General features: G+C 60.5%; 11 protein-coding genes and 1 pseudogene. 5 read left to right on the forward strand and 7 right to left on the reverse strand.

The window, feature by feature from the left end; all coding sequences use genetic code 11:
- Positions 1-40: 40 nt before the first annotated feature.
- From AC1RRP_RS12475 to AC1RRP_RS12490, 4 genes and pseudogenes are all read right to left on the reverse strand, one after another.
- The gene (locus AC1RRP_RS12475) at positions 41-1,672 is read right to left on the reverse strand and encodes a hypothetical protein (RefSeq protein WP_493036639.1); all 1,632 of its coding nucleotides are present in this window, start codon (positions 1,670-1,672) and stop codon (positions 41-43) included.
- A gap of 22 nt (positions 1,673-1,694) precedes the next feature.
- Entirely contained in the window at positions 1,695-3,356 is a 1,662-nt protein-coding gene (locus AC1RRP_RS12480; RefSeq protein WP_493036641.1) for a hypothetical protein, read from the reverse strand.
- Positions 3,357-3,815: 459 nt separating this feature from the next.
- Positions 3,816-5,174: a site-specific integrase gene (locus AC1RRP_RS12485; protein WP_493036643.1), complete on the reverse strand. Its 1,359-nt coding sequence runs from the start codon at positions 5,172-5,174 to the stop codon at positions 3,816-3,818.
- Positions 5,175-5,269: 95 nt separating this feature from the next.
- Positions 5,270-5,581: pseudogene (locus AC1RRP_RS12490) on the reverse strand (YbaK/EbsC family protein); the annotation flags it as partial.
- Between the two features lie 62 nt (positions 5,582-5,643).
- Here AC1RRP_RS12490 and AC1RRP_RS12495 point away from each other — a divergent pair.
- Both AC1RRP_RS12495 and AC1RRP_RS12500 read left to right on the forward strand, forming a co-directional pair.
- Positions 5,644-6,261, forward strand: a complete 618-nt coding sequence (locus AC1RRP_RS12495) for a YitT family protein (protein ID WP_493036645.1) — start codon at positions 5,644-5,646, stop codon at positions 6,259-6,261.
- A 21-nt stretch (positions 6,262-6,282) separates the two neighbouring features.
- The gene (locus AC1RRP_RS12500) at positions 6,283-7,719 is read left to right on the forward strand and encodes a coniferyl aldehyde dehydrogenase (protein WP_493036647.1); all 1,437 of its coding nucleotides are present in this window, start codon (positions 6,283-6,285) and stop codon (positions 7,717-7,719) included.
- Between the two features lie 172 nt (positions 7,720-7,891).
- Here AC1RRP_RS12500 and AC1RRP_RS12505 read toward each other — a convergent pair whose 3' ends face one another.
- The 3 genes from AC1RRP_RS12505 to AC1RRP_RS12515 all read right to left on the reverse strand — a co-directional run bounded on the left by AC1RRP_RS12505 (position 7,892) and on the right by AC1RRP_RS12515 (position 11,664).
- Positions 7,892-8,959, reverse strand: a complete 1,068-nt coding sequence (locus tag AC1RRP_RS12505; RefSeq protein ID WP_493036649.1) for an aldo/keto reductase — start codon at positions 8,957-8,959, stop codon at positions 7,892-7,894.
- A gap of 73 nt (positions 8,960-9,032) precedes the next feature.
- Entirely contained in the window at positions 9,033-9,848 is an 816-nt protein-coding gene (locus tag AC1RRP_RS12510) for a glycine-rich domain-containing protein (RefSeq protein WP_493036651.1), read from the reverse strand.
- Complete coding sequence (locus AC1RRP_RS12515) at positions 9,826-11,664, reverse strand: acetate--CoA ligase (RefSeq protein WP_493036653.1); 1,839 nt, start codon at positions 11,662-11,664, stop codon at positions 9,826-9,828. The genes AC1RRP_RS12510 and AC1RRP_RS12515 overlap by 23 nt, the downstream gene beginning before the upstream one ends.
- Positions 11,665-11,689: 25 nt before the next feature.
- Here AC1RRP_RS12515 and AC1RRP_RS12520 point away from each other — a divergent pair, with 25 nt between their 5' ends.
- From AC1RRP_RS12520 to prfB, 3 genes are all read left to right on the forward strand, one after another.
- Positions 11,690-12,607, forward strand: coding sequence for an alpha/beta fold hydrolase (locus AC1RRP_RS12520; RefSeq protein ID WP_493036655.1), 918 nt, complete (start codon positions 11,690-11,692; stop codon positions 12,605-12,607).
- A 177-nt stretch (positions 12,608-12,784) separates the two neighbouring features.
- A complete protein-coding gene (locus tag AC1RRP_RS12525; protein ID WP_493036657.1) occupies positions 12,785-13,315 on the forward strand; it encodes an ABC transporter ATP-binding protein in 531 nt (176 codons plus the stop codon).
- A gap of 107 nt (positions 13,316-13,422) precedes the next feature.
- A protein-coding gene (prfB, locus tag AC1RRP_RS12530; RefSeq protein ID WP_493036659.1) for a peptide chain release factor 2 occupies positions 13,423-14,527 on the forward strand; the annotation gives its coding sequence in 2 pieces (ribosomal slippage) (positions 13,423-13,503 and positions 13,505-14,527; 1,104 coding nt in all).
- The last annotated feature ends 2 nt before the right edge of the window (positions 14,528-14,529 follow it).

The following is a 14,529-nucleotide window of genomic DNA, read 5'->3' on the forward strand; positions in this document are numbered from 1 at the left end:
ACTTCCTCAGCCCGGTCCAGTTTGAAGAAGGCTTAAAGGGCTAAGCAAACCGTCCGGGGAATCGGGGGAAGCCCAGAGCAATCGCCATGCCAATCGATCGTGCAAACGTATGGAGGGCCCTATTGATGTCGCCAAGTGGCTTTGCTGTGTTGCTTCTAGTTCCAGCGGCAGCTTGCGCCCAAAGATGGCGCGCCGATCTGTTGCCCTCGTTCCCGAATGCTTCGCGAGGCTTCATCCGACTGAGTCTTTCGAGCAACTCAACCAACTTCACTTGCTGCTTGTAGGCAAGTACGGCAACTCCAGGCAGCAACCAGTCCCTTGCCCTTCCCGTAACATTCGCCTCGAGCTTGAACGTTCTACCCCGTACCAATGCTCCGTCATGTCCACGGAGAACAGACCAACCTTGTGCATCCACTCGAAGTGCGTCCCTAGTGAGGTCTAACGTCTCAGACTGCCTGGCCCCCATACTCAAGGCTAGTATGAAATAGTGCGCCATCTGAACGACACCAAGCAGTGCCACAATGTCTCGCGTTCCCCGTGGCGGCCAAGCTAGCTGCTCACTTTCGGGGCCTGCTGCCCTGACCCTAGCAATTTTTTGACTATGAACTTCTTTCGGCAGCTGCAATGGGAAGGGGATAGACACAATTGCGTTACCGTTTCGATCTATCCACCTATGAGATTCAATAATTTCCTTGACGCCTAGATATCGATGTTGTCGAATCGCCAGAGGAGAACCTCCTGAGCTTTCCGTCTCATCCCATAACTGCACCAGCCTTGCGCCGATCGACATCAGAGTCGGATAGAGATCATGCAGTAGCCAAAGGCTGCGACTGCCCATCTGCGCAACATAATCGTCTGGCAGGGGTAAATGGGGGTTCTCTGCCGACGCTCTTTTTTCCGCAAACTTTCGTTCACTCGTCATCAACATCGCTTTTGACTGTTGATCAAGCCTGGGCACGTCATCCCAGATGTCCATCTCATGCATCATCTGCATGCGCCTGGATTCGTTTCTCGCTGCCCTTTGAGCCCCTCCACTGAGCCCCTCTATATCTTCTCCCTTTAAGAAGCGAAGAAAGGAGTCTGCCCCATACTGTCCTCCGGCCTTGAGATGGAGGTTAACGTCAGCTCCTACTTTGTTCGATTTGAGCATTCGACAAACCCCCGCCGCAAACAGGGGAGGAAGCTGCGCGCTTGCAAGTCGAAAAATCGTACTTACATCCAAAGATCGATACTTTGATCGCTTCATGCCTACAGGCCCCATACGCAGCAGAATCAAGTACCGTGTCATTACGAGTACCGCTAGATCAAGGACTCTGTCTAGTGTTGAGCGAAGCTGGATCGGAACTAGTTCTTTTGAAATATCATGTCGTAGATCCTCAGGTAAATGATCAACGATGCGTTGCCGCAGATCAATTGATGCTCCGTTAGCTGCTCGACGCTTGAACGACGCGACAAGCCAATGCTGGGGCGTCGCCCAGAATCCAAACCTTTTCCCATTTTTAAGTACTGACTGAATCAGAAGTATTTGCTTCGAATCTAGTCGCTGGATGTCGGATACTTGTACGCGACTAAGGGCAGCGGCGCGCGTCGCATCAACTTCACCATCACTTTCGCCGCAAAACCCGACTTCTCGGAAATGCGCGTGTGTTTCTACTTTTGCGCTCTGCGCCATGATTGACTCCTCATCTTTCTTATCATGCGCCGTCGAGTTCGATTACACGATGCTCACCGCATTCGATCCGCCTCGTCCACTCCGAAATCTGTTCATTGACGTCAACAACCTCAAATCCGGCAAGTGCCATCTCAGTGTTTTCAATCTCCGCGTCTAGTCCAGTCGACTGGATGAATAGCCCCACACTCATTCGTGACTTCAAATGTCGGAGCTCTGCCAGACGCTTACATAGCCCCGGCAGACTCTCAGGCATGATGATCACGTGGTCAGGACATAATGTGCACCTCTGAACATGGCACATGATTACACCGTCCGCCGTGAAAGTTGGGGCAATATGCTTCGGGGGGTGATAAGGATCTTTGCATCCAGTCCCCAAACGAGTAATCATCAACGCGCGGTAGGTGGAGAGGCGTACCCGATCCTGCTCGGACACGGGTCCATCTCGGGACCACTTGGCAATGACGGTCGGATCGACAACTGCCTTGCCTTCTAGCTCGGTCCATAACGCGTGGTTGAAAGTTCCAAAGAGCTTCCTATGCTCATCCTTCAGCAGCGTGTTGCGAACATAGACCGATGTCGACTTGATGCTCTTATGCCCCAACGCCTTGTACACAGCAAGTATCGACCCACCACTCGCGTGGTAGATATCGTAGGCATAGCCATCGCGAAAATCAGTTGCCCTTATATTTCCGATCTGACGCTCAGCTGGTAGTGCCTGATTAATTTCAGCAACTAGCACTTGCATATACGACCCCGCTACAGCATTCGATGATGATGTGTAGCTGGTATCAGTCAACCTTGCGACCAAATCTCCTTGAGTTGCGGTCGATGCAAAGATCCATGGCGAACGCAACGCCTTTTGCAACTCCATGACTCTACGATCAAGTTCCATCTGCTCTTTTTCGCTTTTTGAGCCAACCTGCCCCTCTCGCTGGCGAAGACACTCTTCAAGCTTTACCCTCAGATGCGCTCTTAGTGGCTCAGTTCTCTTGATCAGGGTCTGAAGGATTCCTCCCGCACTGCTTTGGGATTTGAATAAGCCCTCATGTATTTGTTCGGCACCACCTGCGCGATCTTTCACACCTCGCATCACGTACCGATTGCTGTCCATCGGATGTGGCTCGATAAACGATAGATTCACATCCAGATTCAAAAGAACTGCTGGATTCCAGCCGGTCGTCGCAAGACAAAGGTGAAACGCCACACGAACATCGTCGCCGTTAGGGTAAAAGCCGTTCAACATCTCGCGAACGCTATAGCCAAGTACGCTAAACCTTGACGACGTCAACCCTTGATATAGCGCCTCGGCGCTAGGGCGACCATCGCCGGTTAGGGCCACGACACGCTGGAAGTGAACATAGTTCCTCCGCAGTCGTTCCTGATCTTGGTTGTCCCGCCCTGATCTATCAACGTATGTTGGTTCGTCGAAACATGCGCCGCTGTCGGTCTGAGTGGATCTGCTGACCATTGCTTCCGCTCGATCCCAACGATCAAGGATGTCAAACCATTTCCTCTTCAACTTCCTTCTCACAACCTCAAAGTCCGCCTTCGGAACCAAAAATCTATTCGACTCAGTCGAAGGTGGCAATGCCCAGTGAAGCGCCTTGAGTCCCAGAGCATTTCGAGTCGGGTTTATTACCGTTAAAAGCAAGGCGAAGTGCTTCGTCGGCACGCCCTTGTTCATCGCAACTTGGCGATGTACATCGGAAAGATGTGCTACTGATGTGACGCGAAATTGTTCGCCACCTCTTGACTCTACATCGTCAAGTACACGCCACCAGGATGTAAGCGCTTCAGTGTAGTGACGGGTCGTCTTCTCTGACAAGGACGTTAACCGATCAATCAATGCCGGCAACAACTCCCTGATCAGCTCGGGGCGACCACTATATGCACCCAGCCATCTCCTTTTACCCCCCCGAGTGGCATGCTCTCGTCCGCGCTCAAAGCAAGTTAGATCGACGTAGCAAGGCTTGGTGGGGTGCTGTGTGCGAAATACCAGCGATTCCGATAATGGTGCCGGCGTGATTGAATCGAGGGCCAGCTCAAGCGAATTGTGTTCGCGCAGCCGATCCTTCGTGTTCTTGCTTGACCTCAGCCTCATTCGCGGCTCGACTCACCGGCAACGCCAGCATCAGGCGGGCGACTAGACATCTTCGTCGTCATAGAGGGTTACTGGGATTGACAGCATATCCTTCACCCATTTCAGGTAAAGCATCGTGGTCTCCTTGTTGGAGTGACCGAGCTGTGGTTGTATCTGGAGACGAATGATGCTCAGCGCCGAATTTTCGATTAACGCCGCTATCGTCTCATTGGTTGGATGCGAAACGTTGTCGTACTTCTTCAGCTCCCGCCAAAGTGTGGAACATGCCCACCAATGGCGCCCGCTATGCGGTGACCACTGCGCTGCACCATCGTCATGATCTTCTTCCCCGAATGGCGTTGGCGCAGCCGCCCAATCCTTTCCAAACTTCTCGCCTTTGAATCGTTCGCCATCGTCATCACGAAGAAACAGGTGGACTGCGCTTCTCGATCGCGCATCTCTTTCCGCCCGACCCCTTACGTTCTTCATCGCTTTACCGAAGGCCTGTGCTCGTTGATTTTTCCGATACTCTTGCCACAAATTGGCCAGAGTCAGCGGGATCAATATATTTCTGGATGGTCCAATCTTGTCACCGTGGTCTTCGCCAAGATCGGGGCCTTTGGTGCCGTATTTGATCGCAATTTGAACATTGCGGAGATGCTCTGGAGCCTGTGGATTAACAACCTTCCAAGTCGATGGATTCATCGGAAGAGAATCCGTTCTCAGACAGACAACCTCTTCGCGCCTCATTGCTGTGACAAGCACCGTGTAGCACATCAACCATACCGTGTAGCCTTTTAGCTCCCTAGTTTGGCCAAGCCATTTCAACACCTGCTCGTCGGACGGCATGAAGAGAGTAGATGATTTTCGTTTCACCTTACCTTGTCGAACGCTTACTTCCTTTGTTCTGCCGCTGGATGAATCAATCGAAATGTCGAGTGGGATCTTGACCTTGTTGAATGGCACAACAAATGGAGTCTTCCTGCGCCCTGTCGATATCATCCAGAGCAAGAAGTCACAGGCTTGGTCAACACGAGGGTTGAAAGTGGTAGGCAATAGCGGACTTCCCGAATCCGACCAAACGCCTTTCATCATCTCTTTCTGATATCGCCCAGCAATGTGCTTACCGTAGTCACAGGACTCCAAGCTCACTCGCCGCGTGTCGGCCCATTCAAGGAAGTTGGAAAGCCATGCTGCATAGTTTTTCATCGACCGAAGTGCTGGGATTCTTCTGCTGAAGAACTGGCCTTGTGCTGCACCAACCGGAAATCCAAGCCCACGGTCAATCAAATACGCGTTGGCGTCCCGGTGATACCTGAGTTCGGAATCCAGAATGAATGGCAGGTGAGCAAGCGCTGGATACTTCTTCGCGAACTCGCCACTCTTTGCCGTGGCGTGCACTGAGTACGTCTTGCGGTTCATTATTTAATGATCTTCCGTCATCAGAATAAATCATATTACATCTAAGAAGACACCTCCTCGATCATCAATTAATAAATATTTGACTAGCCTATAACCACCAGATAGCCGCTATGGCGGTTGGCCACCTCGGGCTTGCAGGGTTCCACCGACTTGGCGCCGATCTGCCGCGCCAGGTTCTTGGTCGAGACCTTGCGGTTGCCGTGCATCAGCACCACCAGCGGTTTCGCGTCCTGGTCCTGCATGATCAGCGTCTTCACCACCGTGTAAGGATCCCAGCCCAGCACCTGCGCGCTGTGCTGGGCGCCGCCATGCTCCAGATACTCGTACGGGTGCTCGGTGTACGCCACCTTGTGCGACTTGAGCAACTGGGTGGCAGGGGTTTCGGAGACGTGTTCTTTCTTGGCCATGTGTGAATTTTCCCTCAAGGAAAGGGCCCCTGCGTGACCGGGCAGTGCCACAATTCCAGTGCATGAACCCACCCCACGACACGCCGCCCCTGCGCCACAGCAGGGCCGAGGATGCGCTGGCCCTGCTCTCGGGCACGGCGCTGATCGCCCTGGCGGTGGCGCTGTTCCAGCATGCGCAGCTGCTCAGCGGTGGCACGGCCGGCATCGCCTTCCTGCTGCACTACGGCACGGGCTGGGGTTTCGGGCCGGTGTTCTTCGTGCTCAACCTGCCCTTTTATGTGCTGGCCTGGCGTCGTCTGGACCGGGCCTTCCTGGTCAAGACCATGATCGCCGTGGCCTTGCTCTCGGTGCTGAGCGAACTCACGCCCCACTTCATCACCTTCGAACAGGTACAGCCGCTTTACGCCGCCCTGGTGGGCGGCGTGCTGCTGGGCGTGGGCTTTCTCATCCTGTTCCGCCACCGCGCCAGCCTGGGCGGTGTGGGCATCCTGGCCTTCTGGCTGCAGGAGACCCGGGGCTGGCGTGCCGGCCACGTGCAAATGGCCGTGGATTCGCTCATACTTCTGCTGGCGCTGGCCACTGCACCGCTGCTGCAGGTGGTCCTGTCCGTGGCCGGAGCCGTGGTACTGAACCTCACGCTGGCCATCAACCATCGCGCCGGCCGCTACATGGCCAACTGAAGAAAAACAAGGAGAGTGACGATGAACGCTGTCAATGATGCCGCCGGTGCCCTGGTCCGCACCGCGCTGGAAGCCGCCCTCAAGCGCCAGCGCGCCGCCTACCTCGCCAACCCGGAACCTGACCATGAAAGCCGCTGCGCCGACCTGCGCAAACTCGAGCGTTTCGTGCGCGAGCACCAGGACGCCATCTGCGACGCCATCAACGCCGACTACGGCAACCGCTCGCGCCACGAAACCCTGCTGACCGAAATCATGCCGGTGCTCAAGGGCATCCACCACACACTCAAACGGCTCAAGCGCTGGATGAAGCCGCAACGCCGCGGCATCGACCGCATGGCCTTCGGCCTGGCGAGCAACCGCGTGATCCCGCAGCCGCTGGGCGTGGTCGGGGTCATCGTGCCATGGAACTTCCCGCTCAACCTCAGCCTGCTGCCGCTGGTCGCCATCTTTGCCGCGGGCAACCGCGCCATGGTCAAGATGAGCGAGAACTCGCGCCACCTGGCCAGGCTACTGATCAAGGAGATGCCCGACTACTTCCCCGAGGAGAAGCTGCAGTTCTTCGACGAGACCGGCGGCGTGGGCATCGAGTTCTCCAGGCTGCCCTTCGACCACCTGCTCTTCACGGACTCGGGCCAGACCGGCCGCGCCGTGATGGCCGCCGCCGCCAGCAACCTCTGCCCGGTGACGCTGGAACTGGGCGGCAAATCACCCGCCATCGTGTGCGAGGACTTCCCGCTGCGCACGGCGGCCGAGCGCCTGCTCTACGTCAAGTACCTCAACGCCGGCCAGATCTGCACCACGGTCGACCATGTCTACGTGCCGGACCGGAGCATCAAGGAGTTCGTGCGCCTGGCCCAGGAGATCATGCCCAAGCGCTACCCGAAGCTGGACTCGCCAGACTACACGTCCATCATCGACGACATCGCCTACGCCCGCCTGCTGCATGCGCTGGACGATGCCAAACAGCGCGGCGCCCAGGTGATCCCGCTGATCTCCGGCAAACCTTTCGATGCCAAGCTGCGCAAGATCGCACCGCATATCGTGCTGGACGCGCCCGCCGATTGCCTGTTGATGCAGCGCGAGATCTTCGGCCCCATCCTGCCGGTGATCAGCTACGAGGACCTGGAAGACGATGTGATCAAGCGCATCAACGCCGGACCCCGGCCGCTGGCGCTCTACCCCTTCACCAACGACAAGGCCGTGCAGGCTCAGCTGCTCACACGCGTGATGTCGGGCGGCGTCTCCATCAACGACGCGCTCTTCCACGTGGGCCAGGAAGAGCTGCCCTTTGGCGGCGTCGGCGCCTCGGGCATGGGCCACTACCACGGCCATGAGGGTTTCCTGACCTTCTCCAAGCTGCGCCCGGTCTTCCACCAGGCACGCTTCTCCACCGCCAGGCTGCTGGCGCCGCCCTACGGTCCGCTGACGGACAAGCTGCTGAAGTTCCTGCTGAAGTAGGCAAGTGCGGCGTGAGTCAGCGCCGGGCCGCCCCAAGGCGACAAGACCTGAGGGCACGAGAGGTGCGCGTCTCTTCGGCCGGTCCAAGCCGGCGCAGGCAGGCTTAGACCGGCCTCAGCCCCCAGAGAGGGCAGCGGCGACCCGCGGTGCGCAAGCGTGGGGGTGTCCTGGTTCAGACGGCCGGGTCGCGCATTTCCTTGCGGATCGCGTCGATGGCCTTGAGCAGTTCCGGGCTCAGCGTGGTACCCCAGGCATTGAGGTCCTCGTCCAGCTGCGCGACGGACGTCACGCCGATGATGGTGCTGCTCACCTGCCACTTGGTGTAGCAGAAGGCCAAGGCCATCTCTGTGGGCGTGAGGCCGTGTTCACGCGCCAGGGCGTTGTAACGGCGCGCGGCCTCCAGCGCCTCGGCGCGGCCCCAGCGCTGCTTGCGCACACTCTCGAACCTGGTGATGCGCCCGTCCTTGGGCGCGTCGGCCCCGAGGAAACCGCTGGCATCGTACTTACCCGTGAGCAGGCCGAAACCCAGCGGTGAGTAGGCCAGCAACGAGACGCCCAGGCGATGCAGGGTTTCGTCCAGTGCGTTTTCCACCGTGCGGTTCACCAGGCAGTAGGGGTTCTGCACCGTGGCCACGCGCGGCAGGCCATGCTGCTCCGCCAGACGCACGAACTCGTGCACACCATAGGGTGACTCGTTCGACAGACCGATCGCCCGCACCTTGCCAGCCTTCACCAGCTTGCCCAGGGCCTCCAGCTGTTCGTGGATGGACGTGACCGTGAGATCGTCCTTGGCCGGATCGAAATACATCTGGCCGAACATGGGCACGTGGCGCAGCGGCCAGTGGATCTGGTAGAGGTCGATGACGTCGGTCTTCAGGCGCTTGAGGCTGTCGTCGCAGGCGGCCAGCATCTCGGCTGGCGTCACGTTGGGGCTGCCCTTGCGGACCCAGTCCATGCCGCGCGACGGACCGGCCACCTTGGTGGCCACCACCATCTTCTGGCGCGCGCCGGGACGGCTGGCGAACCAGTTGCCGATGATCTTCTCGGTGGCGTTGTAGGTCTCCGCCTTGGTGGGCACCGAGTAAATCTCGGCCGTGTCCAGGAAGTTGATGCCGCGCTCCAGTGCGCGGTCCAGGATGGCGTGAGCGGCGGCCTCGCTGACCTGCTCGCCGAAGGTCATGGTGCCCAGGCAGATGGGGGTGACGCGCAGCTCGCTGCGGCCGAGTTGTACTAGATTCATAAGAAGACAGTGCAGATATTGATGGGAAGGAAAGCGCAAACGCGGCGCGCCATCGTAGCGCGACTTGGCAAACCTAGTCCCCACCCCCACCGCAACCACCGCCGTCAGAGCCGCCATCGCTGCCCCCGCTGGCACTGCTGTCGACCCCGCCAAAACCTGCGGCATCACCGGGCGCGTCGCCACCTCCACCACCGTCGCTTCCGCCAAAGCTGGTCCCGCAATAGGCGTCGGAACCGCTCTGGCGATCGATCTCGCGGCAGTCAGGCACATAGTTGAAACCGCCGGGAATCCCGAATTTCCGGTCCAGCGCAAACAGCAGCGGCAGGCGGCTGGGTTGGCGCGGGTCGATGCTCTCCTCCTTGCAGGCCCAGAACCACACGCGGCGCAGGCCGTCGTTGCGCCGTGCGTCCCGGCCCAGCACCTCGGCCGGACTGTGGTGCAAGAGCCGGCCGAAAGCTGTGTCGCACCATAACTCGTAGCCGCGCGTGTGCAGGATGAATTCATGCCAGGCCGCGTCCACCACACGCGAAGGCATGGCCACGAAGGCGCGGCCGCTGCGCAGATGCGCCATGAAGAACTGCCGCAGGCCGCGCAGCACCAGCTCGGTGTCACGCTGGCTGAGCTGGGGATACTGCTCGCGCAGCTTGGCGCCCAGAAAGCGCGGCAGCGGCGCCTCACGCACGAACTGGCGGCGCAGACTCTTCTCCCAGGCGCGCAAGGCCAGCAGCAGGCCCAGCCCCGGCATGATCGCGAAAAAGAGGACCACGGCCGGCCTGCTCCCCTGGGAAATAGCCACCAGCGGAATGACGGGCAGCAGCAGCCACTGTGACCAGGACAGCAGCGCCACGCGCCGCGCCAGCCCGGGCTTAAACCGCGCGGCGCTGGGCATAACGGGCCTCCTCCTGCAAGCGCAGCACGCGGCGTTGCACCTTGCCCGTGGTCGTCATGGGCAGGGCATCGAGGAACTCGATCTCCTTGGGATACTCGTAGGGCGCCAGCTGGCCCTTCACGTGCCGCTGCAGGTCGATCATCAGGCGCCGCTCCCACTCGTTGCGCGAGACGGGTTCGTCCCCACGCTCGGCTGCAGCCTCCGCCGTCAGGACCACATAGGCCTTTACCAGCGCACCACGCTCGGTATCGGGCTTCGGTACCACGGCAGCATTGGCCACGGCCGGGTGCTTGACCAGACAGTTCTCGATCTCACCCGGGCCGATGCGGTAGCCCGCGGCCTTGAACATGTCATCGGCACGGCCCTGGTACCAGAGGTAGCCATCCTTGTCCTGCAGTGCCAGGTCGCCGGTACGGCACCAGTCGCCGGTGTACTTGTCACGGGTGCCCGCCTCGTTTTTCCAGTAACCGAGGAAGAAGATCGGGTCCGGATCACCATGCACGTCCAGGCGGTGGATCGCCACCTCGCCGAGCGTACCGCTGGCGCATTCGCGCCCCTGCTCGTCGATCACCGCCACCCGGTGGCCCGGGTAGCTCTTGCCCATGCTGCCGGGTTTGGCCGGGTAGAAGATCGCGCAGTTGCCAACGATGTAGTTGACCTCGGTCTGGCCGAACATCTCGTTCACCGTCACGCCCAGTTCCTTCTTGCAGTAACCGAACACCGCATCGCCCACCGCTTCGCCCGCACTCATGATGGCCTGCAACCTGAGCTTGAAGAACTTCTTCGGCCGCGGGAAAGCCTTCATCATGGCTTTCAGCGCCGTGGGGAAGAGGAAGGTGTGGGTCACCTCGTATTTCTGCAGCAGCTCGAAAGCAGTCTGTGGACTGAAACGGCCGTTCCAGGCCACGATGGGACGACCGAAATACAGCGAGGGCAAGAGTGCATCCATCAGACCGCCCGTCCAGCTCCAGTCCGCCGGAGACCAGAAAACGCTTTGCGTTTTCGGTTCCGGCAGCCTGGCGCTGGACTTTGTCTTTTCCGTGCTCGCGCCCACCCCGACCCTCCCCCGCACGTTGGAGGGAGCCGGATCGGGATCGAAACCAAACCAGTTCTGGCTGCAGACGAAACCCGTCAGGTTACCGATCAGCGCGCGGTGCGGGATCAGGGCGCCCTTGGGGTTGCCCGTGGTGCCGCTGGTGTAGATCAGCACGGCCGGGTCATCGGCACGCGTGCGCACCGGCTCATATTCGGGCGGATGCTGCGCCAGCAGGGCCGCGTAATCCAGGTCGGCCATGCCGGCCGCGCCGCCACCGGCGTCACCGCTGGCGCTGGAGCCCACGCCGATCACATGACGCAAGGCCTCGCACTCGCCACGGATGTTCTGGATGTTGAAGATGGACGCGTCGTCGCAAATCAGGACCGAGGCCGCGCTGTCGTTCAGGCGGAATTCCAGAGCCTCGGGCCCGAACAGCGCGGACAGCGGCATGGCCACCGCGCCCAGCTGGAACACGGCCATGTAGGCCACCGCGGTCTCGAAGCGCTGCGGCAGCACGATGGCCACGCGGTCGCCCTGGCCCACCCGCAGCTGGGCCAAGGCATTCGACAGGCGGTTGGCCTGGTGCTGGAGTTCGGCGTAGCTGTGGGCGCGCGGCTGCAGGCCGGGCCCGTCGGCATGGATGGCGATGCGCTGGCCGGCATCGGCCGTCCGCGCCCAGCGCCGGCTGCAGACCTCGGCGATGTTGAATTCATCCGGCACCAGCCAGCGGAACTGGCCGTGCAAAGACGCATAGTTGTCCCGGTCTTGACTGCTTGCCATGTGGTGTCTCCGTATGATTGGATAAATGTACCAAGTCCGACGTCCCGCCCGCAGCGAATTTACCCGGGTCCGCAACCTCCAGTACCACGTGCTGCACTGGGGTGAGGCCGAATCAGCCCTGCCGCCGCTGGTGCTCATGCACGGCTGGATGGACGTGGCGGCGTCCTACCAGTTCATGGTGGACGCCTTCAGCCCGGCCTTCGTGCAGGGCCGCACCATCATCGCCGCCGACTGGCGCGGTTTCGGGCTGACTGAATGCCCAGGGCACGACAACTACTGGTTCCCTGATTACCTGGCCGATCTGGACTTCCTGCTCGACCACTACGCGGGCGAGCGGCCTGTGGACCTGGTAGGTCACAGCATGGGCGGCAACGTGGTCATGCTCTACGCCGGTGCCCGCCCCCAGCGCATCCGCCGCCTGGTCAACCTGGAAGGCTTCGGCATGCCAGCCAGCAAACCGGAGAAAGCCCCCAAGCGTTATGCCCAGTGGATGGACGAGCTCAAGAGCCTGCACCGTGGTGAACTGGCCCTGAAAAGCTATGACGATGCTGCCGGGGTGGCGCGCCGCCTCATGAAGACCAACCCGCGCCTGGGCGAAGACAAGGCGCAGTGGCTGGCGCAGCACTGGGCACGGCCCAATGCCCGGGGACAATGGGAGATCCTGGGCGACGCCGCGCACAAGATCGTCAACGCCCAGCTCTATCGCGTGGATGAGGTGCTGGCCGCCTTTGCCGCCATCACGGCGCCTGTGCTGTCAGTGGAAGCCAGCCACAACCAGATGGAGCAGTGGTGGGAGGGCAAGTACACCCTGGCCGAATTCCACGAGCGCCTGAAAAGCGTGCCCCAGCTGCAGCAGGCCCTGATCCAGGACGCCGGCCACATGCTGCACCATGACCAGCCCGAGCAGCTGGCCCGGCTCATCGAGAATTTCCTGGCCGGCTAGTACTGCAACCCCGAGGTAGAGGAACATGATGAAAGCGATGAATTCGTGCGCAGGGCCAGGCGCAAACCACAGCCATAGCCTTCGCTATGGCGAGGATTTGCAACACGGCCATGCGCGCGAAGGCGCGCTTTCATGTTTCGATACTTCTGGGGCGCAGTGCTAGGACGTCTCCGTCCCATGCACTTTCTGACGCGCGTGTTCAGCCTCGCTGGCGCCCTGCTCTGGGCCGGCGCCAGCCTGGCCCAGACGGACACCACGCCGCCGCCCGCCATCGGCGAAGCGGCCGCCCCCACCCCCCTGACCCTCACGATCGCGCCCGTCGTCTACCACTGGCGTGACGACCCCGCGCACAAATATGCCTTTGTGATTTCGGTGGAACAGCATCTGGACCGCCAGCGCCTGGTCGGGCTGGCCCTGTTCCGCAACTCCTTTGGCCAGCCCTCGGCCTACGCCTATGCGGGGTATCACTGGCACGACTTTCTGGGTCAGCCCAAGCTCTCACTCAAGGTCTCGGCCGGCATCATCTACGGCTACACGGGCGAATACGCAGACAAGGTGCCTTTGAACTGGGAAGGCTTTTCCCCCGGCATCATCCCGTCGCTGGGCTACAAGATCAGCGCCAACGGCTCGGTCAACCTCATGCTGTTGGGCACGGCCGGCGTGGTGATCGGCTATAGCCACAGCTTCGAAGGGTTTGCCGGCCCCTGAGTCGTCCGCCCGGCTTTGGGCGGAGGGCCTAAAATCAAGGGTTCCGGGCCATCAACAGGGCCCACCGGCAAATCGCCCCCCGCAGAACACAGACAGGATTCCCCATCATGGACGCAGAACAAATCAATGCCATCGGTACCAAACTGGCCGACCTGAGCCAGCGCACGGTCGAGCTCCGGAGGTATCTTTGACTACGATGCCAAGGCTGAACGACTGAGGACGGTCAACGCCTCGCTCGAAGACCCCACGGTCTGGAACGACCCCAAACGCGCCCAGGAGCTGGGCCGCGAAAAGAAGGCGCTGGACGACGTGGTTGTCACACTGGACAAACTCACCAGCGAACTCTCCGACAACTCCGAGCTCTACGAGATGAGCAAGGAAGAAGGCGACGAGGCCGGCCTGCTGACCATCTCGGCCGAAGAAGCCAAGCTCTCCGAGATCGTGGAGAAGCTCGAGTTCCGCCGCATGTTCAACAACCCGGCCGACCCCCTGCCCGCCTTCCTGGACATCCAGGCTGGTGCGGGCGGCACCGAGGCCTGCGACTGGGCCAGCATGCTGCTGCGCCAGTACCTCAAATACGCCGAGCGCAAGGGCTTCAAGGCCACGGTGGAAGAAGAAACCCCGGGCGACACCGCCGGCATCAAGAGCGCCTCCATCAAGATCGAGGGTGACTACGCCTTCGGCCTGCTGCGCACCGAGACCGGCGTGCACCGCCTGGTGCGCAAGAGCCCCTTCGACAGCTCGGGCGGGCGCCACACCAGCTTTGCGAGTGTCTTCGTCTACCCCGAGATCGATGACACCATCGAGATCGACATCAACCCGGCCGATGTGCGCACCGACACCTTCCGCGCCAGCGGCGCCGGCGGACAGCACATCAACAAGACCGACTCGGCCGTGCGCCTGACCCACATCCCCACGGGCATCGTGGTGCAGTGCCAGGACGGCCGCAGCCAGCACAGCAACCGTGACGTGGCGTGGAAACGCCTGCGCAGCCGCCTCTACGACCACGAGATGCGCAAGCGCCAGGAAGAGCAGCAGAAGCTCGAAGACAGCAAGACCGATGTGGGCTGGGGCCACCAGATCCGCAGCTATGTGCTGGACCAGAGCCGCATCAAGGACCTGCGCACCAATTACGAGACCTCGGCCACCCAGAAAGTGCTGGACGGCGACCTCGACCCCTTCATCGAAGCCTCGCTCAAGCAGGGCGTTTAAGG

The sequence above is a fragment of the Hylemonella sp. GW821-FHT12C09 genome (genome assembly GCF_058807395.1).

What these genes read in the sequence shown, in the direction of transcription:
- AC1RRP_RS12475 (WP_493036639.1), bottom strand. Translation starts at nt 1,672, where the DNA reads ATGGCGCAGAGCGCAAAAGTAGAAACACACGCGCATTTCCGAGAAGTC.
- AC1RRP_RS12480 (WP_493036641.1), bottom strand. Translation starts at nt 3,356, where the DNA reads ATGAACAAGGGCGTGCCGACGAAGCACTTCGCCTTGCTTTTAACGGTA.
- AC1RRP_RS12485 (WP_493036643.1), bottom strand. Translation starts at nt 5,174, where the DNA reads ATGAACCGCAAGACGTACTCAGTGCACGCCACGGCAAAGAGTGGCGAG.
- AC1RRP_RS12495 (WP_493036645.1), top strand. Translation starts at nt 5,644, where the DNA reads ATGAACCCACCCCACGACACGCCGCCCCTGCGCCACAGCAGGGCCGAG.
- AC1RRP_RS12500 (WP_493036647.1), top strand. Translation starts at nt 6,283, where the DNA reads ATGAACGCTGTCAATGATGCCGCCGGTGCCCTGGTCCGCACCGCGCTG.
- AC1RRP_RS12505 (WP_493036649.1), bottom strand. Translation starts at nt 8,959, where the DNA reads ATGAATCTAGTACAACTCGGCCGCAGCGAGCTGCGCGTCACCCCCATC.
- AC1RRP_RS12510 (WP_493036651.1), bottom strand. Translation starts at nt 9,848, where the DNA reads ATGCCCAGCGCCGCGCGGTTTAAGCCCGGGCTGGCGCGGCGCGTGGCG.
- AC1RRP_RS12515 (WP_493036653.1), bottom strand. Translation starts at nt 11,664, where the DNA reads ATGGCAAGCAGTCAAGACCGGGACAACTATGCGTCTTTGCACGGCCAG.
- AC1RRP_RS12520 (WP_493036655.1), top strand. Translation starts at nt 11,690, where the DNA reads ATGTACCAAGTCCGACGTCCCGCCCGCAGCGAATTTACCCGGGTCCGC.
- AC1RRP_RS12525 (WP_493036657.1), top strand. Translation starts at nt 12,785, where the DNA reads ATGCACTTTCTGACGCGCGTGTTCAGCCTCGCTGGCGCCCTGCTCTGG.